The 22,428-nt window shown below is 68.4% G+C and carries 17 protein-coding genes; 8 read left to right on the top strand and 9 right to left on the bottom strand.

The genetic code is table 11. The features are described from left to right. Positions 1–37: 37 nt before the first annotated feature. Positions 38–943 (top strand): LysR family transcriptional regulator, encoded by a 906-nt coding sequence (locus ACAV_RS17720; RefSeq protein WP_013595961.1) that lies wholly within the window; start codon positions 38–40, stop codon positions 941–943. Between the two features lie 119 nt (positions 944–1,062). After that, positions 1,063–2,031 carry a Bug family tripartite tricarboxylate transporter substrate binding protein gene (locus tag ACAV_RS17715; RefSeq protein WP_013595960.1) on the top strand — a complete coding sequence of 323 codons (969 nt, stop codon included), beginning with the start codon at positions 1,063–1,065 and terminating at the stop codon, positions 2,029–2,031. Between the two features lie 47 nt (positions 2,032–2,078). Here the strand turns inward: ACAV_RS17715 and ACAV_RS17710 are convergent, their stop codons facing one another. The 8 genes from ACAV_RS17710 to ugpB all read right to left on the bottom strand — a co-directional run bounded on the left by ACAV_RS17710 (position 2,079) and on the right by ugpB (position 11,959). Continuing rightward, positions 2,079–4,655, bottom strand: a complete 2,577-nt coding sequence (locus tag ACAV_RS17710) for a DUF3772 domain-containing protein (protein ID WP_013595959.1) — start codon at positions 4,653–4,655, stop codon at positions 2,079–2,081. 60 nt (positions 4,656–4,715) lie between these two features. Continuing rightward, complete coding sequence (locus ACAV_RS25195) at positions 4,716–6,320, bottom strand: methyl-accepting chemotaxis protein (protein WP_013595958.1); 1,605 nt, start codon at positions 6,318–6,320, stop codon at positions 4,716–4,718. Positions 6,321–6,499: 179 nt separating this feature from the next. Further along, a complete protein-coding gene (ugpQ, locus tag ACAV_RS17700; RefSeq protein WP_013595957.1) occupies positions 6,500–7,267 on the bottom strand; it encodes a glycerophosphodiester phosphodiesterase in 768 nt (255 codons plus the stop codon). Positions 7,268–7,307: 40 nt separating this feature from the next. Next, complete coding sequence (locus ACAV_RS17695; RefSeq protein ID WP_013595956.1) at positions 7,308–7,667, bottom strand: bleomycin resistance protein; 360 nt, start codon at positions 7,665–7,667, stop codon at positions 7,308–7,310. 20 nt (positions 7,668–7,687) lie between these two features. Beyond that, a complete protein-coding gene (locus ACAV_RS17690) occupies positions 7,688–8,704 on the bottom strand; it encodes a sn-glycerol-3-phosphate import ATP-binding protein UgpC (protein WP_013595955.1) in 1,017 nt (338 codons plus the stop codon). 62 nt (positions 8,705–8,766) lie between these two features. Next, entirely contained in the window at positions 8,767–9,618 is an 852-nt protein-coding gene (gene ugpE, locus ACAV_RS17685) for a sn-glycerol-3-phosphate ABC transporter permease UgpE (RefSeq protein ID WP_013595954.1), read from the bottom strand. Position 9,619: 1 nt separating this feature from the next. After that, a complete protein-coding gene (ugpA, locus tag ACAV_RS17680; RefSeq protein WP_013595953.1) occupies positions 9,620–10,501 on the bottom strand; it encodes a sn-glycerol-3-phosphate ABC transporter permease UgpA in 882 nt (293 codons plus the stop codon). A 147-nt stretch (positions 10,502–10,648) separates the two neighbouring features. After that, positions 10,649–11,959 carry a sn-glycerol-3-phosphate ABC transporter substrate-binding protein UgpB gene (gene ugpB / locus ACAV_RS17675; protein WP_013595952.1) on the bottom strand — a complete coding sequence of 437 codons (1,311 nt, stop codon included), beginning with the start codon at positions 11,957–11,959 and terminating at the stop codon, positions 10,649–10,651. Between the two features lie 316 nt (positions 11,960–12,275). Here ugpB and serA point away from each other — a divergent pair, with 316 nt between their 5' ends. From serA to ACAV_RS17655, 4 genes are all read left to right on the top strand, one after another. Then, positions 12,276–13,505 carry a phosphoglycerate dehydrogenase gene (gene serA, locus ACAV_RS17670; RefSeq protein WP_013595951.1) on the top strand — a complete coding sequence of 410 codons (1,230 nt, stop codon included), beginning with the start codon at positions 12,276–12,278 and terminating at the stop codon, positions 13,503–13,505. A gap of 130 nt (positions 13,506–13,635) precedes the next feature. Then, the gene (locus tag ACAV_RS17665) at positions 13,636–15,435 is read left to right on the top strand and encodes a methyl-accepting chemotaxis protein (protein ID WP_013595950.1); all 1,800 of its coding nucleotides are present in this window, start codon (positions 13,636–13,638) and stop codon (positions 15,433–15,435) included. 119 nt (positions 15,436–15,554) lie between these two features. After that, the gene (locus ACAV_RS17660; RefSeq protein ID WP_013595949.1) at positions 15,555–19,466 is read left to right on the top strand and encodes a DUF3683 domain-containing protein; all 3,912 of its coding nucleotides are present in this window, start codon (positions 15,555–15,557) and stop codon (positions 19,464–19,466) included. Continuing rightward, positions 19,466–19,912: an HIT family protein gene (locus ACAV_RS17655; RefSeq protein WP_013595948.1), complete on the top strand. Its 447-nt coding sequence runs from the start codon at positions 19,466–19,468 to the stop codon at positions 19,910–19,912. Before ACAV_RS17660 ends, ACAV_RS17655 begins: the two co-directional genes overlap by 1 nt. Positions 19,913–19,917: 5 nt before the next feature. Here the strand turns inward: ACAV_RS17655 and ACAV_RS17650 are convergent, their stop codons facing one another. Continuing rightward, complete coding sequence (locus tag ACAV_RS17650) at positions 19,918–20,991, bottom strand: GGDEF domain-containing protein (protein WP_013595947.1); 1,074 nt, start codon at positions 20,989–20,991, stop codon at positions 19,918–19,920. A 97-nt stretch (positions 20,992–21,088) separates the two neighbouring features. On the opposite strand from ACAV_RS17650, the gene ACAV_RS17645 reads away from it, so the two are divergent. Both ACAV_RS17645 and ubiE read left to right on the top strand, forming a co-directional pair. Continuing rightward, positions 21,089–21,520, top strand: coding sequence for a gamma-butyrobetaine hydroxylase family protein (locus tag ACAV_RS17645; RefSeq protein ID WP_013595946.1), 432 nt, complete (start codon positions 21,089–21,091; stop codon positions 21,518–21,520). Between the two features lie 157 nt (positions 21,521–21,677). Then, a complete protein-coding gene (ubiE, locus tag ACAV_RS17640) occupies positions 21,678–22,409 on the top strand; it encodes a bifunctional demethylmenaquinone methyltransferase/2-methoxy-6-polyprenyl-1,4-benzoquinol methylase UbiE (protein WP_013595945.1) in 732 nt (243 codons plus the stop codon). Positions 22,410–22,428: the final 19 nt, after the last annotated feature.

The following is a 22,428-nucleotide window of genomic DNA, read 5'->3' as shown; positions in this document are numbered from 1 at the left end:
TGTGGGATTCAGTTAATTTTTTAATTTATAGGGCGCGATGACCATCGACACCGGATTGCTGCATACCTTCGTCGCGGTGCATCGCAACCAGGGCTTCACCCGTGCGGCCCAGCAACTGCACCTGACGCAGTCCGCCGTCAGCCACCAGATCCGGCGGCTGGAGGCGCTGGTGGGTCGGCCGCTGTTCCGCCGCACGACCCGGCGCCTGGGCCTGACGGCCGATGGCGAGGATCTGCTGCACCACGCCCAGCGCGTGCTGCAGGCACAGGAAGCGCTGGAGCGGCATTTCCGTTGCTCGCCGATCGAGGGCACCGTGCGCCTGGGGGTGCAGGAGCACTTCATGAGCGATGGCCTGCCGCAACTGCTGCACCAGTTCGCGCGCAGTTGTCCGCATGTCCGCCTGGAGGTGAGCGTGGGCCTCACGCTCGACCTGTCTGCCATGGTGCGCGAAGGGGATCTGGACCTCGCCGTGATCACCAGCACGTCGGAGGTGAGCGGCGGCATCCTGCTGCGGCGCCTGCCGATGGTATGGGCTGCCGCCGAGTGCTGGGAGCGGCTGGACGGCGCATCGCTGCCGCTGGCCTATTCCCCGCTGCCTTGCGTGTGCGGCCAGATCGGGATCGATGCGCTCGAGCGGGCCGACATCGCCTGGCACAAGGCCTTCAGTTCGCACAGCCTGCACGACCTGCGTGCCGCCGTGCTGAGCGGCCTGGCGGTGGCCATGTTCACGAGCGACAACATGCGTCCCGGCATGGTGCTGCTGGACGAGCGCGACGGGTTGCCGCCACTGCCCATGATGGATTACATGCTGGTGTACAGCGATGAGTCGGTGCAGGACAGCCGTGCGGCGGTGCAGGAACTGGGGCGGCTCATCGAACAGGCCGAATGGGCCTCGCAGGAGGTGGCCGCCAAGGGGCTGCAGCGCGGGCGGACGGCGCGTTAGCTGCCAGAGCGCCGGCAATCGCCGCGAAGCCGCCATCACACGGGTATTGCCCCTGCCTCCATGGCCGCTCCCGCCTTAAGCTGCCGTCTCCATAACACCGACATTCACGGAGACTTCCCATGCGCTTGCGCACCTGGCTCACCGCCGCCACCCTGGCCTGTCTGTCCGCGGCCGTCCTGGCCCAGCCCGCCTTTCCCTCCAAGCCCATCCGCGTGGTGGTCGGCTTCCCGGCCGGAGGCCCGCTGGACCAGCATGCGCGGCTGCTGACCGACAAGCTGCAGGCCGTGCTGGGCCAGCCGGTGGTGGTGGACTACAAGGCCGGTGCGGGCGGCACGGTGGGCGCGCAGGATGTGATGAAGGCGCCGCCGGACGGCCATACGCTGATGCTGGCCAACACGGGGGTGATGGTCATCAACCCGGCGCTTTACAGCAAGCTGCCGTACTCCACGCTCAAGGACTTCACGCCCATCGCGCGCACGGCGATGCAGCCGCTGGCGCTGCTGGTCAATCCGAAGCTGCCGGTGCGGAACCTGCAGGAGTTCATTGCCTACGCCAAGGCGCGGCCGGGGCAGGTGAACTTCGGCTCGGCGGGCAACGGGGGCATCAGCCACCTGGTGCCGGAGATGTTCAAGACGGCGACCGGGCTGTTCATGGTGCATATCCCCTACCGCGGCAGCGCACCGGCCTTCACCGACCTGATGGGCGGGCAGGTGCAGTTCATGGCCGAGAGCATTCCGCAGGCGGCGGCCTACCACCAGCAGGGCAAGGTGCGTGCGCTGGCCGTCACCAGCCGGGCGCGCAATCCGGCGCTGCCCGATGTGCCGACGGTGATCGAGGGCGGCATCCCGAATTTCGAGGTGGTGGGCTTCTACGGCTTCCTGGCGCCGGCCGGCACGCCGAAAGACGTGGTGGCGAAGCTCAGCGATGCGTTCGGCCAGGTCATGCAGTCGCCCGACGTGAAAAACCGCATGGTGGCGCAGGGCGCAGACCCGGCCTTCCTGGGCGCCGATGCGTTCGCCAGTTTCCTGGCGGCGGAAATGCCGCGCTGGGCCGTGGCGGTGCAGCAGTCCGGCGCCAGGCTGGACTGAGCTGCGCCGGACTGGGCTGAAGCAGCCAGCGGGCCTGCTGCGGTGGCCTATGCCGTACCCGGCGTGGGCGTGCCGGCCGGATCCCTGGGCTGGAGGGCGGCGGCGGACAGCGGCGCCACGGCGGTGGTGGCCGGGGGCGAGAGCGCCAGGCCCGCGGCGCGCAGCGATTCGAGGATGGAGAACAGCAGGTCGCTCTTCACGCCACCGGCGTTGCGCGGGTTGCTCACGTAGCCGATGGCCAGGAAGGTGAGGGTGCCGCTCACGATGTCTTCCAGCGTGACGCTGGGCCCGGGGCTCTCCAGGATGCTCTCGTGCGCCTTGAAGGCATCCAGGATCAGGGCGCGCATGCGCTGGGCGTCGGTGTCCAGCGGGGCCGGCAGGCGCAGCAGCACGCGGCCCTGCGAGCCGCCCCAGGTCATGTTGCGCACAGTCTTGGTGATGAATTCCGAGTTGGGCACGATGACGGTGGAGTGGTCGCCCAGCTGGATCTCGGTGGCGCGCACGTTGATGCGGCGAATGTCGCCTTCGGTGTCGCCGAGCTTGACCCAGTCGCCCACCTTCACGGGCCGCTCTGCCAGCAGGATCAGGCCCGAGATGAAGTTCTGCACGATGGCCTGCAGCCCGAAGCCGATACCCACCGACAGCGCGCTCGCGACCCAGGCGATGCGCTCCACGCTGATGCCCAGCGCCGCCAGCGCGGCCGCGATCACCATCACGCCGCCGAAGTAGCCCAGCAGGGTGGTGATGGAGCTGCGCATGCCCGGCTCCAGCGTGGTGCTGGGGAAGTACCGGTCGCTGAGCCAGCGCTTGATCACGCGGATGCCGATGAAGCCCGCGATGACGACGCCCAGCGCCGTCAGCAGGGCCTGCGGTGCCAGCGCGAAGTTGCCGAGGTTGAGGCCCTGGTCCATCGCGCTGCCGCGGCGGAACAGCTCGTCCGGGCCGGTGCCGAAGGGGGCCAGCAGGGCGATGATGAGATAGAAGAACAGCACGACGCGCAGGGCGCCCGAGAGCACGACCGCCGCCTGGTCGAGCAGGCCCGGGTCGATGCCCATGCCCGTGTGCAGGCGCCGCCCGAAGCCGCTGCGCGAGGAGAGCAGGGCATCGCAGAGGTCGTCCACCAGTTGGTAGAGCAGGTAGGCGGTAGCGAAGGCGACGCCGCTCCAGACCATCTGCCGCGCCAGGGCCCCGGCCAGCGCGATGTAGCCGAAGGCGACCAGCAGCACCACGGCCAGGGAGGCGATGCCCGCGCAGGCGACCAGCAGGCCGACCCAGAGCGGGCGTGGCGGCGTGGCGGCCGGGGCCGGAGCGGCATCCTCGCCGCTGGCCGGCTCCTGCGCCGATGCGGGCAGCGGCGCGTTGAGCTGCCGCACCGATGCGGCGACGACGGCGGCCACCAGCAGCGCGAAGCAGGCCTGGGCGGTGACTTCCGCGGCAAGGCTGGCGCCCACGGCGGCGTTGATCTCCGTCACCATGCCGCCGAGCGCCGCGATGATCGCGATCCACCAGGGGTAGGGGCTCAGCCGGCGGGCGAGGTCATCCGGCAACGCGGGCAGGCGCCAGGAACTGCGCTTGCGCGAGAGCAGCGCGTGCCCCAGGCCGATGGCGAAGGCCGCGAAGACCGCCATGCCCACGGCGGAGTGCCCGAGCCCGTCGAGTCGCTCGCCGAGGTTGTCGCCCGCGTCGAGCCCGCTCAGCAGCCACTGCGCGGCGGTGCCGGTGAAGATCACGTTCGCCAGCACGGAGGCCGAGGCCAGCAGGGAGCGCCGCAGCCGGCCCGCGGGCAGCTTGGCCGGCGCGAGGCGCACGAGCAGGCGTTCACCGGCCCAGTTGCCGGCCACCAGGAGCAGCAGCGCCCCCAGCAGGCTGACGAGGAAGGTCCGGCGCCGCTCGGGTTCGAGCGCGCGCTGCGCGGCCTGTTTGGCCTCGATGGCCAGCACGGACAGGCGCTCGGTGTCGGTGGGCCATGCGGTGCGCAGGTTGCGCCAGAAGGCGGCGCCCAGGGGTGAGTCGGCACGCGCGGTGAGTTCGGCCTGGAACTGCTGGCGCCGCTGGCGCAGGAGGTCGGCGCCGAGTTGTTCCGCATCGACGGCGATCAGGCGCGCGAGCTTGAGGTCCGCATCGACGGTGGCGCGCTGCTTGGCGAGGGCGCTGCGCTGCTGGACGACGTCGGGCGAATCGGCGGGCGCGCCTTTCTCGGGGGCGGGGCCGAGTCCGGCGAGGCGGCTGTCCAGGTCTGCCAGGTCGGCCGTGCGGCGGGCCACCACCTGCTCGGCCGTGGCACCGACGGCGTAGGCGTCGTTCACGAGCTTGCGGCCGTCGTCCTGGTCGCCGAGCTTGCGGGGGATGGCTTCCAGGCGCTTGCGCAGCTCGTCCACGGAGGGCAGGGGCGTGTCGGGATCGACGATGTCCGCCGCGGCGGCTGCCGCAGCGGCTGCGGCGGCCCGGGATGCCGCAGCGCTGCCGGCGGATGCCGGGGCGGAGGCGGGCGCCTGCGGGGCGGCCTGTGCCGTGCCGGGCGGCCCGGCCAGCAGGCAGGCCGCCAGGAGGACCAGCGCCCGCACGGAGTGCGGAAGGCGCCGCAGTAAACGCATCAGGGAAAGGGAGTGAATGGTCGCGTCCATGGCTGGACCCGCGAGGGTATCACCGTGTCGCCGGGTACCGCAGGTCCCTTCCCGCAGCGGCTACCCCTGTGCCAGCGCTCGCATCGGAGTGCGGGGTGGCTGGCTGTCCATCGGCCCGGGGTCGCGCGGCAGGCGGAAGACGGCCACCGCATCCACCAGGCTCTGCGCCTGGTGGCGCATATGGCTGGCGGCAGCGGCCATTTCTTCCACCAGCGCAGCGTTCTGCTGGGTGGTCTGGTCTATGCTCCCCACGGCGCTGCTGATCTGCGCCACGCCGGTGCTTTGTTCGCCGCTGGCAGCGGTGATGTCGCCGACGATGCCGGTGACGCTGCGGATGGCGCCCACGATCTCGCCCATGGTGGTGCCGGCGGCATCCACCAGCGCAGTGCCGCTATGCACGCGGCCCACGCTGTCGCCGATCAACCCCTTGATCTCGCGGGCCGCCTCGGCGCTGCGGCCTGCCAGGCTGCGCACCTCGCTGGCCACCACCGCAAAGCCGCGGCCCTGGTCGCCTGCGCGGGCTGCTTCCACGGCAGCGTTCAGCGCCAGGATATTGGTCTGGAAAGCGATGGAGTCGATCACGCCGATGATGTCGGCGATCTTCTGCGAGCTGTGCTGTATGCCCTGCATGGTCTGTACCACATCGGCCATCACGGCGCCGCCGCGCACCGCCACCTCGCTTGCGGCCTGCGCCAGCCGGTGGGCCTGCACCGCATGGTCGGCGTTCTGGCTGACCGTGCCGCTGAGCTGGCCGGTAGCGGCCGCCGTCTGCTGCAGCGCGGCGGCCTGCTGCTCCGTGCGGTCGCTCAGGTCCTGGTTGCCCTGTGCAATCTCGGCGCTGGCCGTCAGCACGCGATCCGAGGTCTGCCTCACGCTGTCAACCACCACGCACAGGCTGGCCTGCATGCTGGCCAGCGACTGCATCACGGTGGCCACTTCGTCCAGTCCGCGCACGTCGATGGGCTGCGTGAGGTCGCCCCGTGCCACCGCATCGGCCACCAGGGCAGCGCGCCGCAGGGAGCGGGCGATGCCGCGGACCAGCGCCAGGCCGAAGAGCGCCGCCAGCAGCACTCCGGCTGCGATCGCCGCCCCGAGAACGGCGCGCAGGGTGCCGAAGCGGGCCACGGCGAGCGCATAGTCCTGTTCGGCGAACTGCCGGCTGAGATCGACGGCCGAGGCGATGCTCTTGTCCAGCGGGTCGTAAAGCGCATCGAACTTGCGCACCGCCAGCACGCGGACGGCTGCGATGTCGGCGTCCTTCAGGGCGGAGAGCGCGGGGCCCAGGCCTTCCTGCATGATCTTCCGGCGCTGCTCGCCCGTCCGCTGCACCGCCTCGCGCAGTTCCGGCTCCAGTGGCAATGCCTGGATCCGGCTCCAGAGTTGATCGGACAGGACCACGTTCTCCCGGGCTTCCCGAAGCGCCTGCTCGACTTTTTCGGGAGAGGGCGAGAGCAGGGCGCCCGACACGAGCTGCCGGTTGCGCGCCGTCAGGTAGCGCAGGTCGGCGATCGCGATCTGCGCCGTCAGCCGTTCCCTGTACATCGACTCGAGCGCGTGATTGGACCTGGCGATGCCAAGCAGCCCGACCGCCCCCACCGCCACCAGCAGCGCCGACAACCCGCCCAGCAGCCACAGCAGCCGCGTGGAAATCTTGAAATTCCGCATAACCTCGCCCCTTGGACCATCTTGTAAATTGATGTGTCATTTCGCCCAGCGGGAGCGATTGTGTCCTCCAGGGTGGGCGGTATGGGCGCGGATGCCCTCTGCATCCGGGTAAACAGGGGTGTGTTTTTTGGCGGGATGCGATCGCGATTTCGATATGCCAGCACGCAGCCCGGGCGGCTTCAACCCATCGCGGGACTGAACAGATCCACGCGGTCGGTGATGATGCCGTCGGTGCCGAGGTCCAGCAGGCGCTGCGCGGCCCACTCGTCGTTCACCGTGTAGCTGAGGGTGCGCAGGCCGCAGTCCTTCACGGCGGCGACGTGTTCCGCCGTCCAGAGCGCGTGGTGGCAGACCACGGCCGCGCAGCCCAGCTGGCGGGCTGTGTCGAGCCAGCCATCCGGCAAGCTGTCGAGCAGCAGGCCGCGCGGCAGCAGCGGGGCCGCGTCCCGCGCACCCGCGAGGGCCGCGACCTTGAACGAGGTGAGCAACGGCGGCACTTCGGCCTGGTGCCAGAGGCGCGCCGCCAGCGATGCCACGGCCCGGCCGGTTTCCTCTTCGGTGCCTGGCGTGGGCTTGATCTCGATGTTCAGCAGGTAGCCGTTGGCCAGGCAGTAGCGCGCGAGGTGCTCCAGGGTCGGCAGGGGTTCGCCCGCGCTGCCGCGGGAATGCCAACTGCCCGCGTCGAGCTGCGAGAGTTCGCCCCAGGGGCGGTCGCCAGCGGTGCCCCGGCCGTTGGTGGTGCGCTCCAGGGTGGCATCGTGCAGCAGGAAGACGACGCCGTCGCTGCTGAGCTTGGCGTCGCATTCGAACATGCGGTAGCCGTGGTGCGCGCCGAGCCGGAAGGCCGCCAGGGTGTTCTCGGGGGCCAGCCGGCCCGCGCCGCGGTGGGCGATCCATCGGGGATAGGGCCAGTCGGCGGGGGGCGTGGTGGATGGGGTGGCAGTCATGGCGATGGACTATAGAACCGCTGGCCGCGGCCCATGGCGCTCAGGGAGTCAGGATCTGTTCGCCGAACTTGAGCAGGTTGCCGTGGGGATCGTGCACGTAGAGCTCGCGCATGCCCCAGGGACGCTCCACGGGCGGCGGCAGCACCAGCCCCCGTTGCGTGAATTCGGCATGCAGCGCGCGCACGTCGCCACGCGCGTAGCAGGAGGTGTTCTCGGCGATGTGGCGCTCGCCGCAGAGCCAGAAGTGCAGTTCACAGCCGTCGCGCGTGGCGATGAGGTAGTCATCGGTGCGCGATGCGACCGTGAAGCCCAGGCGCCCGGAATAGAAGGCGGCGCTCTCGTCGAGGTCGAGGGACGCCAGCACCGGGATGGTGGCGTGCAGCGGGGCTGCGTGTTCCATGCGGGCGGTGCCGGCGCAGCTCAGAGCCGCTTGCCGGAGGCGGCGTCGAACCAGTGCAGCCGGTCCATGCGGGGCTCCACGTGGATGGTGTCGCCGGGCTGGGGATGGTGGGAGCCTTCCTCGATGCGCACGATGACCGGCTCGTCCCCGCCACCCGACTGCAGGCGGCCATAGACGAGGCGCTCGGCGCCCAGCAGCTCGACCGTCTCCACGCGCAGCTCCCAGCCCACGCTGGAGATGTCGATGTGCTCCGGCCGGATGCCGAGGATCGCGCCCTGCCGCCCGCCCGGGGCGTTCTTCAGCAGGTTCATGGGCGGCGAGCCGATGAAGCTCGCGACGAAGGTCGATGCGGGCGTGTGATAGACCTCTTCGGGCGTGCCGAACTGTTCCATCACGCCGCCGTTCATCACGATCATGCGCTGGGCCAGCGTCATGGCCTCGACCTGATCGTGCGTGACGAAGAGGCTGGTGATGCCCAGTTCGCGGTGCAGCTTCTGGATCTCCAGGCGGGTCTGCGCGCGCAGCTTGGCGTCGAGGTTGGAGAGCGGCTCGTCGAACAGGAACACCTGGGGCTGGCGCACGATGGCGCGGCCCATGGCGACGCGCTGGCGCTGGCCGCCGGAGAGCTCGCGCGGCTTGCGCTCGAGCAGGTGGCCGAGCTCGAGGATCTTCGCGGCCTTGTCCACGCGCGCCTTGATTTCGTCCTTCGGCACCTTGGCGATCTTCAGGCCGTAGGCCATGTTCTCGAAGTTCGTCATGTGCGGATAGAGCGCGTAGTTCTGGAACACCATGGCGATGTCGCGCTGGGCCGGCTCCAGATCGTTGACCACGCGGTTGCCGATGGCGATCTCGCCGCCGGAGATTTCCTCCAGGCCCGCCACCATGCGCAGCAGGGTGGACTTGCCGCAGCCCGAGGGGCCGACGATGACGATGAATTCGCCGTCGGCGATTTCGGCGTTCACGCCGTGGATCACCTGGTTGGCCTTCGGGCCGTGGCCGTAGCGCTTGACGACGTTGCGCAGGGAAAGAGATGCCATGTTGCGATGGGGTTCGTAGCGGGATGCGTGGGTGGAATGGGCGTTTTCAGGGGGGTGGAGGACTACTTCTCGGTGTCCACCAGCCCTTTCACGAACCATTTCTGCATGAGGATCACCACCGCGGCGGGCGGCAGCATGGCCAGGATGGCGGTGGCCATGACGATGTTCCATTCGTTCTGCCCGTCGCCGCCCGCGATCATGCGCTTGATGCCGATCACCACGGGGTACATGTCCTCGCTCGTGGTCGCCAGCAGCGGCCAGAGGTACTGGTTCCAGCCGTAGATGAACTGGATCACGAAGAGCGCGGCGATGGAGGTGCGCGACAGCGGCACCAGCACGTCCTTGAAGAAGCGCATGGGCCCGGCGCCGTCGATGCGCGCGGCCTCGACCAGTTCGTCCGGCACCGTGAGGAAGAACTGCCGGAAGAGGAAGGTGGCGGTGGCCGACGCGATCAGCGGCACCGTGAGGCCCGCGTAGCTGTTGAGCAGCCCCAAGTCGGACACCACCTGGTAGGTGGGGCCGATGCGCACTTCCACCGGCAGCATCAGCGTGATGAAGATCAGCCAGAAGCACAGGCCCTTGAACGGGAAGCGGAAGTACACGATGGCGAAGGCCGACAGCAGCGAGATGGCGATCTTGCCCACCGTGATGACGATGGCCGACACGAAGCTCACCCACATCATGCGGGCCACCGGCGCGGTGGAGCCGGCGCCCTGGTCGCGCCCGAAGAGGGCCGCCTTGTAGGTGTCCCAGAAGTTCGTGCCGGGCAGCAGGGGCATGGGCGCCTGCACGATTTCCTGGGCCGTGTGGGTGGAGGCCACGAAGGCCAGGTAGAGCGGGAACGCCACGATGACGATGCCCAGGATCATGATGAAGTGCGCGAGGATGCCGCGCGTGAGGCTGCGTTCGACCATGTCAGTACTGGACTTTCTTTTCAACGTAGCGGAACTGCACGACGGTGAGCGCGACCACGATCAGCATCAGCACCACGGATTGCGCCGCGGAGCCGCCCAGGTCCATGGCCTTGAAGCCGTCGTAATAGACCTTGTAGACGAGGATGGCCGTGTCCTTGCCCGGGCCGCCCTGCGTGGCGGCATCGACGATGGCGAAGGTGTCGAAGAACGCATACACCACGTTGATGACCAGCAGGAAGAACGTGGTGGGCGAGAGCAGCGGGAACTGCACGCTCCAGAAGCGGCGCCACGGGCCGGCGCCGTCGATGGCGGCGGCCTCGATCAGCGACTTCGGGATGGACTGCAGCCCCGCCAGGAAGAAGAGGAAGTTGTAGGAGATCTGTTTCCAGACCGAGGCCATCACGATCAGCGCCATGGCCTGGCCGGAGTTGAGCAGGTGGTTCCAGTCGATGCCGAAATGGCCCAGCGCGTACGACACCACGCCCAGCGAGGGCGAGAACATGAAGACCCACAGCACGGCGGCCACGGCCGGTGCCACGGCGTAGGGCAGGATCAGCAGGGTCTTGTAGAACATGGCGCCCTTGACCACCCGGTCGGCGAACACCGCCAGCAGCAGCGACAGCACGATGCCGCTGGCCGCCACCAGCACCGAGAAGAACGCCGTGGTCTTGAACGACTCGATGTAGCCGGGGTCGTCGAACAGCCGCCGGAAGTTCTCCAGCCCGACCCATTCGGTGGACGTGCCGAAGGCATCCTGCATCTGCAGCGACTGCACCAGCGCCTGGCTGGCGGGCCAGAAGAAGAAGACCACGATGATGGCCATCTGCGGCGCGATGAGCAGCCAGGGCAGCCAGGCGGACTGGAATCGGACGCGTTTTTCCATGGCGGATGCGGTTACCTTGTGCCCGGCGTGCGCCGCCGGGCTGTCGAATGACGAAAAGACCCTCCCCGCGCATGCGGGGAGGGCCGGTACGGGAGGGCGGACGCCGGCCGGGCCGGCCCCGGGGGCCGCCTCCGGAGGCGGCGGGAATCAGCCCTTGTTGGCCTTCTGGAAGCGCTCGAGCTGTTCGTTGCCGCGCTTCACGATGGCGTCGAGCGCTTCCTTGGCGGTCTTCTTGCCGGACCAGACCTGCTCGAGTTCCTCGTCCTCGATGGCACGGATCTGCACGTAGTTGCCCAGGCGGATGCCGCGGCTCTTGTCGGTCACCTTGCGGATCATCTGCGTCACGGCGACGTCGGTGCCGGGGTGCTCCTTGTAGAAGCCCGACTTCTCGGTCAGCTCGTAGGCGGCGGTCGTCACGGGCAGGTAGCCGGTGCGCTTGTGGCTGGCCGACTGCACTTCAGGCGTGGAGATGAACTTGAAGAACTCGGCCACGCCCTTGTATTCGGCGGGCTTCTTGCCGGCCATCACCCACAGGCTGGCGCCGCCGATGACGGTGTTCTGCGGCGCGCCGGGAACGTCGGGGTAGTAGGGCAGGGGGGCGAGGCCGTAGGCGAACTTGGCGTTCTTGGCCACGTTGCCGTAGAAGCCCGACGACGTGTTGATCATGGCGCACTCGCCGGAGACGAAGCTCGCCTCGGGCACGTTGCCGCGGCCCTTGTACACGAACAGGCCCTGCTTGGCCATGTTGGCGAGGTTCTCGATGTGCCGCACGTGCAGGGGCGAATCGACCTTCAGGCGCGCGTCGAGGCCCTGCAGGCCGTTGGCCTTGCTCGCGAATTCCACGTTGTGCCAGGCCGAGAAGCTCTCCACCTGCGTCCAGTTCTGCCAGGCCGTGGTGAACGGGCACTTGTGGCCGGAGGCCTTGAGCTTGGCGGCCGCGTTGACCACTTCCGGCCAGGTGGCGGGTGCCTTGTCGGTGGGCAGGCCGGCGGCCTTGAAGGCGTCCTTGTTGAAATAGAAGATGGTGGTGGAGCTGTTGAACGGGAAGCTCAGCATCTGGCCGTTGGGGGCCGTGTAGTAGCCGGCCACGGCGGGAATGTAGGCCTTGGGATCGAACGGCGCGCCGGCGTCCTGCATCACCTTGCCCACGGGCACGATCGCCCCCTTGCTGGCCATCATGGTGGCGGTGCCCACTTCGAACACCTGCAGGATGTGCGGCGCGTTGCCGGCGCGGAAGGCGGCGATCGAGGCCGTCATGGATTCGTCATAGGTGCCCTTGTAGGTGGGCACGATCTTGTAGTCCTTCTGGCTCTCGTTGAACTGGCGGGCCAGGTCGTTCACCCATTCGCCGTTCACGGCCGTCATCGAGTGCCACCACTGGATCTCGGTCTGGGCATGGGCCGGAATGCAGGCGGATGCGGCGATGGCGGCGGCCAGGGCCAGGTGCTTGGTCTGCATGGAAACTCCTCAAAGTATGGCGATGTGAAAGCGGCGCATGGTATGCGCGCTACATGTCATCGGTATGTCGTTGTCGCATGGACAGGGAGTTCCACGGATCGGGAACTTCCCTGGATGAAGGGCTCTGTGTGGCGGAATTGTGTCTGTTTTGTGACGGTGTGCCGGGCTCGTCCGTCGCCTGTGTGACCGGGATTCCGCTTGGTGGATCGAAAAGCCCCGCGGGTACAGGGTTTCTTCCCATTGCACAATGGTCGGCCGCCTGCAAGGCGTCCGCCCTGCTTTCTTCCCTTCCTTACTTCTCCTTCCCCGTAGTTCCATGACCAAGACATCGCTGGACAAGAGCAAGATCAAGTTCCTTCTGCTGGAGGGCGTGCACCCCTCCGCGCTCGACGTGCTGCGCGGCGCGGGCTATACCCAGATCGAGGCATTGCCGGGGGCGCTGGAAGGCGAGGAACTGCACCGCAAGATTGCCGATGCGCATTTCCTGGGCATCCGGTCGCGCACCCAGCTCACGGCCGAGGTGTTCGCGCATGCCCACAAGCTCGTGGCCGTGGGGGCCTTCTGCATCGGCACCAACCAGATCGACCTGGACGCGGCGCGCGAGCGCGGCATCGCCGTCTTCAATGCGCCGTATTCCAACACCCGCTCCGTGGCGGAGCTGGTGCTGGCCGAGGCCATCCTGCTGCTGCGCGGCGTGCCCGAGAAGAACGCTGTGGCGCACCGCGGCGGCTGGCTCAAGAGCGCCGAGAACGCCTACGAGATCCGCGGCAAGACGCTGGGCATCGTCGGCTACGGCTCCATCGGCACGCAGCTGTCCGTGCTGGCCGAGGCGCTGGGCATGCATGTCGTCTTCCACGACGTGGTCAGCAAGCTGCCGCTGGGCAACGCCCGCCAGGCACCCTCGCTGCAGGCCCTTCTGGCGCAGAGCGACATCGTGACCCTGCATGTGCCCGAACTGCCCTCCACGCAGTGGATGATCGGGCCGGAAGAGATCGCGGCCATGAAGCCGGGCGCGATCCTGATCAATGCGGCGCGTGGCACCGTGGTGCGCATCGAGGCGCTGGCCGAAGCGATCCGCGCGAAAAAGCTGCTCGGCGCGGCCATCGACGTGTTCCCGGTGGAGCCGCGCAGCAACAAGGACGAGTTCACCTCGCCCCTGCGCGGCCTGGACAACGTCATCCTGACCCCGCACATCGGCGGATCCACCATGGAGGCGCAGGCCAACATCGGGCTGGAGGTGGCCGAGAAGCTCGTGAAGTACAGCGACAACGGCACCTCGACCTCGTCGGTGAACTTCCCCGAGGTGGCGTTGCCGGCGCACCCGGGCAAGCACCGCATCCTGCACATCCACCGCAACGTGCCGGGGGTGCTGTCGGCCATCAACCAGGTGTTCGCCGACAACCAGATCAACATCGCCGCCCAGTACCTGCAGACCAACGAGAAGGTGGGCTACGTGGTGATCGACATCGACGCGCAGTCGTCCGAGCTGGCGCAGGACAAGCTCGCGAGCGTGCCGGGCACGATCCGCAGCCGCGTGTTGTTCTGAACATGGGCCGGGGCGGCGCAGCCTTTCCGGCCATTCTGAATACGGGACGGGAAGATGGCCGACAACATGTTTTTTGAATCAATTGATACATTTGGTGACTTTTGAGTCCCATCCGGCAATTTTCAAAAACATGAACTTCTCCCACATCAAACTCGCGCCGCGGCTGGGCCTTGCCTTCGCCGCCATGGTCGTTCTCTCGGTCTTCCTGGGGCTCTTCAGCCTGCGGCAGATGTCGCAGCTGCAGGAGCAGACCAGCACCGTGGTGGACAACAACCTGCCGTCGGTGATGATCCTGTCGGAGTACCGCCGCAATCTCGACTTGATGCGCCGCGTGGAAGCCCTCCTGCTGCTGGAGACGCCTGACAAGGAGCAGGGTGAGTACCGTGCCTCGTTCGACAAGACGGTCGCCAAGTTCGAGGAACTCAACCGGACCTACGTCGAACCCACGTTGATTGGCAGTCCTGGCGAGGCGGCCCTGGCCGCGGCCTTCAAGAAGGACCTGGCGGCCTACATCGCCGCCGCGTCGCGCATCCGCGCGTCCGCGCAGGACCGGGGCCAGCACGCGGAACTGCTGAACCACATGCTGAACACCACGCGTGGCCTGTACTTCTCCACCAGCGAGCAGCTCGACAAGGTCATCCAGTACAACGTGGACCAGGCCAAGGACGCCTCCAGTCTGGCCATGCAGATACTGACTGGCGGTCGCAACTGGCTCGTCGTGACGATGGCCGCCGCCGCGGCCATCGCCGCGCTGCTGGCCGTGGTCATCGTGCGCAGCATCGTGCACCCCCTCAACCGCGCCATCGATGCAGCCCAGCAGGTGGCGGAGGGCAATCTGGCCGTCGAACTGCGCTCCGACGGCCGCGACGAGGTGTCCCGGCTGCTGAGCACCCTCGTGGGCATGCGCGACACGCTGGCGCGCATCACCGGCGAGGTCCGCCGCAACGCGGAAAGCGTGGCCACGGCCAGCGCCCAGATCGCGCAGGGCAACGGGGATCTGTCCGCCCGGACGGAGCAGCAGGCGGCTTCGCTCCAGCAGGCGGCGGCGTCGATGGAGCAATTGGGCTCCACCGTGCGCCAGAACGCCGAGAACGCGCGCCAGGCCAGCCAGCTGGCGGTCAGCGCGTCGGGTATCGCGAGCCAGGGCGGCGAGGTGGTCGGCGAAGTGGTCGAGACCATGAAGGGCATCAACGAGGCCTCGCGGCGCATCGGCGACATCATCGGCACCATCGACGGCATCGCCTTCCAGACGAACATCCTGGCGCTCAACGCAGCGGTGGAGGCCGCGCGTGCCGGCGAGCAGGGCCGGGGTTTCGCGGTGGTGGCAGGCGAGGTGCGCAGCCTGGCGCAGCGCAGCGCCGAGGCCGCCAAGGAAATCAAGAACCTGATCGGCAACAGCGTCGAACGGGTGGAGCAGGGCACGGCGCTGGTGGACAAGGCCGGCGCCACGATGACCGAGGTCGTCACCTCGATCCGGCGCGTGACTGACATCGTGGCGGAGATCAGTGCGGCGAGCAGCGAGCAAAGCGAAGGCGTGGCCCAGGTGGGCGCGGCGGTGACCCAGATGGACCAGGCCACGCAGCAGAATGCCGCGCTGGTGGAGGAATCCGCGGCGGCCGCCGGCAGCCTCAAGACCCAGGCGGAACAGCTGGTGCAGGCCGTGGCGTTCTTCCGCACGGCCCCGGGGGCGGCGGCCCGCAGTGCACCGGTGGCGCCCATGCCGACAGCGGCGGCGCCCATGGCGATGGTGGCGGCACCCGTGCCTGCGCGGGCCAGGCCGGCGCAGGCACCTGCCCTGAAATCCGCGCCCCCGGCCCGGGCCGTGGCCCCGAAAGCCCGGATCGGCGCTTCCGCTGCCCCGGCGGCTTCCGGTGCGTCCCGGTCCGCTCCCCGTGCCGCGGGCGGGGAAGACGAGTGGGAGAGCTTCTGAAGCCGGCCTGCCCGGGCAGACGGGCGTGGCGCCGGGGCCCGGCGCGCTGGAGGCCGCTGGCTTAAAATCGCGGCCCCTCCCAAGGTTGGGAGCGTCCGCGCTCCCCAGGTGATCCCCCGATGAATGCACCCACTGAGTTGGCAGTCCTGACACAGGCCGCCGAGCCCACTCGCCTGCGCGAGATTCCGTACAACTACACCTCGTTTTCCGACCGGGAAATCGTCATCCGGCTGCTGGGCTCCGACTCCTGGGACGTGCTGGACCAGTTGCGCCGCGAGCGCCGCACCGGGCGCTCCGCCCGCATGCTGTACGAGGTGCTGGGCGACATCTGGGTCGTGCAGCGCAATCCCTACCTGCAGGACGACCTGCTGGACAACGCGGGCCGCCGCAAGATGCTGGTGGACGCGCTGCAGCACCGGCTGTCGGAGATCGGCAAGCGCCGCACGCCCGGCGAGGACGCCGAGCGCGACCGCCTGGTGGGCCAGCTGGTGGAGGCCGCCCGCAGGGCCATCGCGCAGTTCGACGCCACCTTCGTGGAGGCCGCCCAGCTGCGGCGCCAGGTGCAAAAGCGCCTGGGCCGCCACACGGCCAAGGACAACATCAAGTTCGACGGCCTCTCTCGCGTGTCGCACGTGACCGACGCCACCGACTGGCGCGTCGAATACCCGTTCGTGGTGCTCACGCCCGACACCGAGGCCGAGATGGCCGCGCTGGTCAAGGCCTGCATCGAACTGGAACTGACCATCATCCCGCGCGGGGGCGGCACCGGCTACACCGGCGGGGCCATTCCGCTGACCTGGCGCAGCGTGGTCATCAATACCGAGAAGCTCGAGGCCATGACCGAGGTGGAGATGCGCCGCCTGCCGGGCATGGACCGCGAGGTGGGCACCATCTGGACCGAGGCCGGGGTGGTCACCCAGCGCGTGGCCGATGCGGCAGAGCGCGCGGGCTTCGTCTTCGCGGTCGATCCGACCAGCGCGGAGGCTTCGTGCATCGGCGGCAACATCGCCATGAACGCGGGCGGCAAGAAGGCCGTGCTCTGGGGCACGGCGCTGGACAACCTGGTCAGCTGGCGCATGGTGACGCCCGAGGCGCAGTGGCTGGAGGTCACGCGCCTCGACCACAACATGGGCAAGATCCACGACGTGGAGACGGCCACGTTCGAGCTGCAGTACTTCGAGGCCGATGGAAAGACGCCGATCCGCACCGAACGTCTGGCCATCCCGGGCCGCACCTTCCGCAAGGAAGGCCTGGGCAAGGACGTGACGGACAAGTTCCTCTCCGGCCTGCCCGGCATCCAGAAGGAAGGCTGCGACGGCCTCATCACCAGCGCGCGCTGGGTGGTGCATCGCATGCCGGCGCACACGCGCACCGTGTGCCTGGAGTTCTTCGGCAACGCCAAGGACGCCGTGCCGAGCATCGTCGAGATCAAGGACTTCATGTTCGCCGAGCAGAAGCGCTCGGGCGTGCTGCTGGCGGGACTGGAGCACCTGGACGACCGCTACCTGAAGGCGGTCGGCTACGCCACCAAGAGCCGCAAGCACGGCGGCGGCCTGCCCAAGATGGTGCTGTTCGGCGATATCGCGGGCGACGACGCCGACGCCGTGGCGCGCGTGACCAGCGAGGTCGTGCGCATCGCCAACTCGCGCGCGGGCGAGGGCTTCATCGCCATCAGCCCCGAGGCGCGCAAGAAGTTCTGGCTGGACCGCAAGCGCACGGCCGCCATCAGCCGCCACACCAACGCCTTCAAGATCAACGAGGACGTGGTGATCCCGCTGCCGCGCATGGCCGAATACACCGACGGCATCGAGCGCATCAACATCGAGCTGTCGCTGCGCAACAAGCTGCAGCTATGCGATGCGCTGGAGGCGTTCTTCCAGCGCGGCAACCTGCCGCTGGGCCGCCAGGACGATGCGCAGGAGATTCCCTCGGCCGAGCTGCTGGAGGACCGCGTGGCCCAGGCCGTGGCGCTGATCGGAGAGGTCCGCGCGCTCTGGAGTGGCTGGCTGGCCGATGTGGAGACGCTCTTCCCGCAGCTGCAGGACCACACCCTGCGCGCGAGCTGGAAGACGCAGCTGCGCGAGCCGCTCGCCAAGATCTTCCCCGGCGCGTCCTTCCAACCCATCATGGACGAGGCGCAGGCCATCCACCAGCGCGTGCTCAAGGGCCGCGTGTGGGTCGCGCTGCACATGCATGCAGGCGACGGCAACGTCCACACCAACATCCCCGTCAACAGCGACGACTACCAGATGCTGCAGACGGCCCACGAGGCCGTGGCCCGCATCATGGTGCTCGCGCGCAGCCTGGACGGCGTGATCTCGGGCGAGCACGGCATCGGCATCACGAAGCTCGAATTCCTGACCGACGACGAGCTGCGCCCCTTCGCCGACTACAAGCGCCGCGTGGACCCGCAAGGCCGCTTCAACAAGGGCAAGCTGCTGCGAAGCCAGGAGCCCGCTGCCCGGACGGAACAGGCGCCCGCAGCCGTCTCGGCCCGCGAGTCGCTGATGTACTCCGACCTGACCAATGCCTACACGCCCAGTTTCGGGCTGATGGGGCACGAGTCGCTCATCATGCAGCAGAGCGACATCGGCGCCATTGCCGACTCGGTCAAGGACTGCCTGCGCTGCGGCAAGTGCAAGCCCGTGTGCGCCACCCACGTGCCGCGCGCCAGCCTGCTCTACAGCCCGCGCAACAAGATCCTGGCCACCTCGCTCCTGGTCGAGGCCTTCCTGTACGAGGAGCAGACGCGCCGCGGCGTCTCCATCAAGCACTGGCAGGAGTTCGAGGACGTGGCCGACCACTGCACCGTCTGCCACAAGTGCTACACGCCGTGCCCGGTCAAGATCGACTTCGGCGACGTGACCATGAACATGCGCAACCTGCTGCGCAAGATGGGCAAGAAGACCTTCCGCCCGGGCAACGCCCTGGCCATGGGCATGCTCAACGCCACCAATCCCGACACCATCAAGCTGATGCGCTCGGCCATGGTGGAGGTGGGCTTCAAGGCCCAGCGCATGGCCGTCGATCTGCTGCGCGGGTTCGGCCGCAAGCAGACTGCCCACCCGCCCGCCACGGTGGGCACGGCGCCGGTCAAGGAACAGGTGATCCACTTCATCAACAAGAAGCTGCCCGGCGGCCTGCCCAAGAAGACGGCGCGCGCGCTGCTGGACATCGAGGACAAGGACTATGTGCCGATCATCCGCAACCCGGCCGCCACCACGGCCGAGACGGAGGCGGTGTTCTACTTCCCCGGCTGCGGCTCCGAGCGCCTGTTCAGCCAGGTGGGCCTGGCGACCCAGGCCATGCTCTGGCATGCGGGCGTGCAGACCGTGCTGCCGCCGGGTTACCTGTGCTGCGGCTACCCGCAGCGCGGCAGCGGCCAGTTCGACAAGGCCGAGAAGATGATCACCGACAACCGGGTGCTGTTCCACCGCGTGGCCAACACGCTGAACTACCTGGACATCAAGACGGTGGTGGTGAGCTGCGGCACCTGCTACGACCAGCTGCAGGGCTACCAGTTCGACAAGATCTTCCCGGGCTGCCGCATCATCGACATCCACGAGTACCTGCTCGAAAAGGGCATCCAGTTGCAGGGCAAGGGCGCGTACCTCTACCACGAGCCCTGCCACAGCCCGATGAAGCAGCAGGACGCGATGAAGACCGTGAAGGCGCTGGTGGGCGAGCAGGTGGTCAAGAGCGAGCGCTGCTGCGGCGAGTCCGGCACGCTGGGCGTGACCCGGCCCGACATCTCCACCCAGGTGCGCTTCCGCAAGGAGCAGGAGATCCGCAAGGGCGAGGCCACGCTGCGCGCCAGCGGCGCCGTCGCCCCGCAGGAGAACGTGAAGATCCTCACCAGCTGCCCCAGTTGCCTGCAGGGCCTGAACCGCTACCAGGACGATTTGCAGAACGGCCTGCTCGAGGCCGACTACATCGTCGTCGAGATGGCGCGCGAGATCCTGGGCGAGAACTGGATGCCCGAGTACGTGCAGCGCGCCAACGCGGGCGGCATCGAGCGGGTACTGGTGTAATGGCCTCCACCTGTCCCCTGTGCAGCGGCGACGGCGGCACGCTGGTCTGGCGTGGCAGGCTGATGCGCGTGGTGCATGCCGGCGAGGAGGCCGACCGCGGATTTCCGGGGTTCTATCGCGTCATCTGGAACACGCACGTGGCGGAGTTCTCGGACCTGGCCGGCACCGAGCGCGAGCGCTGCATGGCCGCCGTGGCGGTGGTGGAACAGGTGCTGCGCGAGCAACTGCAGCCCGCGAAGATCAATCTCGCGGCCCTGGGCAACATGGTGCCGCACCTGCACTGGCACGTGATCGCCCGCTTCGGGTGGGACAGCCACTTTCCCGCGCCCGTCTGGGCGCCGGCCCAGCGTGAGCGCGACCTGGTGCAGGAGGCCGCCGTGCAGGGCCGGAGCGAAGCCATCGCGCAACTGCTGCGCGAGCGACTGGCCCAGGCCGGACTGGACTAGGACCGTCAGTCCGCCGTCGTCACGCGGTTGCGGCCCGCATGCTTGCTGGCATACAGCGCCCCGTCGGCGCGGGCGATGGCGGCCTCCAGCGATTCGCCACTGCGCAATTGCGCCACCCCCAGCGAAAGGCTCGCCGGGATGGCGAGCGCCCCATGGCGGGCCGGACGGTCGGCCACGGCGGCGCGCATGCGTTCGGCCAGGGCCTGCGCGTCCGCCAGGGCGCATGTGGGCATCACCACCAGGAATTCCTCGCCGCCCCAGCGCGCGAGCAGGTCGCGGGCGCGGCTGCTGCGCGCCAGCAGTTCCGCCACGTGCACCAGGACCCGGTCTCCGGCCTCGTGGCCGTGGGTGTCGTTGATGCGCTTGAAGTGGTCGATGTCCGCGATCACCACGGCCGTCGGCTGCCCGGCCTGCCGCGCCTGCGCGATGCGTTCCTGCGCGAGGCTGGCCAGGCGCCGCCGGTTGGACAGCCCCGTGAGCGGGTCGGTGGCGGCCTGGTCTTCCAGCCGGCGCTCGGCGCGCAGGACCGAGCCGTAGTAGTAGCGCGCGGTGTAGGCCGCCATGGCGAACACCACGGCCACGTTGAACGCATGCGTGACCGAGAGCCCCAGGTCGCCGAGCGGTGCCTGCGCGCCGTAGCGGCGCGACAGCTCGTACATGCCGATGTAGAAGACGAACAGCGCGAGCAGCATCACCGGCGTGATCCTGCGCCGGCCCCGGCCCACCACGATGGCGGGAATGAACATCAGCAGGTAGTAGTGGAAACCGCTGTTCCAGCCGACCAGCCAGGTGCCGAGGGCCGAATGGCCCACCACCTCCAGCCAGATCAGCGACAGCGCGGCGACGTTGCGGCGCTGCCCCAGCAGCGCGTAGGCTGCCGCGTACATGGCGATGCTCGCCACATTGATCCAGGTCAACAGCGGCGACCCGAGCAGCAGGAAGAGGGGGATGAAGGCCGCGTCCACCGCCGCGGCCATCACTGTCACGCGCTGCGTCATCACCCAGAAGGCCTTGCGCGCCAGGCGCCCCTCCGGGGCGGGATGGAGCGCGGGAATGGCGGGGGCGTCGTTGCCTGGCATGGTGGGCTGGTGGGCGGCTGGTGGGACAATTCTCGTCCACGAATGCAAGAGTTGCTACCGCGGCATCCCACGCGGCAGAAAAATGAGAGAACCTTCCATGGCAGACCAGCAAGCGGCGGCCGCCGCGCCGCAATCGCTCACCGTGCACGGTGCGTCGCGCGTGCTCGAAATCGCCTTCGACGATGGCGCGAGCTTCCGCATCCCCTTCGAGTTGCTGCGGGTGTATTCGCCCTCGGCGGAAGTGCAGGGCCACGGCCCGGGCCAGGAGGTGCTGCAGACGGGCAAGCGCGATGTGCAGATCACTGCCATCGAGCCCGTGGGCCATTACGCGATCAAGCCCGTGTTCTCCGACGGACACCAGAGCGGGCTCTTTACCTGGCCGTACCTGTACCGGCTCGGGCGGGACCAGGAATCGCTCTGGCAGCAGTACCTGCAGCGCCTGGCGGATGCCGGCCTCGATCGCGATGCGCCCATGCCGGCAGCGCGCAGCGGCGGTGCCGGCGCCGGTGGCGGCTGCGGAACACACTGAGCGTATGCTCTAACATTGATAGCGCCAGCGGTCTTTTCCACGAGCGCTGGCGCCGGTTTTTTCTTCAAGCCCCGCGTACCTGCTGCGCGACACATGTCCCAACCCCTTGCGGGGTTGTCGCTGTCTGCGCGGCCCCTGCGCTCTTAGCATCCCCACCATGAGCACCACCCATTTCGGTTTCCAGACCGTGGACGAGAACGACAAGGCGCGCCGCGTGCGCGGGGTTTTCGATTCCGTCGCTTCCAAGTACGACGTCATGAACGACCTGATGTCGGGCGGCCTGCACCGCGCGTGGAAGGCCTACACCGTGATGGTCGCCAACCTGCGCGAGGGCCAGCGCGTGCTGGACATCGCCGGCGGCACGGGCGACCTGGCGCGTGCCTTCGCGAAGAAGGTGGGCGCGAGCGGCACGGTGGTGCACACCGACATCAACGAATCCATGCTGCGCGTGGGGCGCGACCGCCTCATCGACGAAGGCACCGTGCTGCCCACGCTGGTCTGCGACGCCGAGCGGCTGCCTTTTCCCGACAACCATTTCGACGTGGTGAGCGTGGCTTTCGGCCTGCGCAACATGACCCACAAGGACGTGGCCATCGCCGAGATGTGCCGCGTGCTCAAGCCGCGCGGCCGGCTGCTGGTGCTGGAGTTCTCGCAGGTGGCCAAGCCGCTGCGCAAGCCCTACGACTGGTACTCCTTCAAGGTGCTGCCGCGGCTGGGCCGGCTGGTGGCCGGCGACGACGCGAGCTACCGCTACCTGGCCGAGTCCATCCGCATGCATCCGGGCCAGGAAGAGCTCAAAACCCTCATGCAGAAAAATGGCTTTGGGCATGTGGACTATCACAACATGACTGGCGGCATCGTGGCCCTGCATGTTGGAATCAAGTGCTGAACTGGGACGAAGCACGCGT

The sequence above is a fragment of the Paracidovorax avenae ATCC 19860 genome (assembly GCF_000176855.2).
In the GTDB taxonomy this organism is placed as follows: Bacteria; Pseudomonadota; Gammaproteobacteria; order Burkholderiales; family Burkholderiaceae_C; genus Paracidovorax; species Paracidovorax avenae.
The sequence above is the reverse complement of the archived record's forward strand: the minus strand, read 5'-3'. Positions and strand labels throughout refer to the sequence as shown.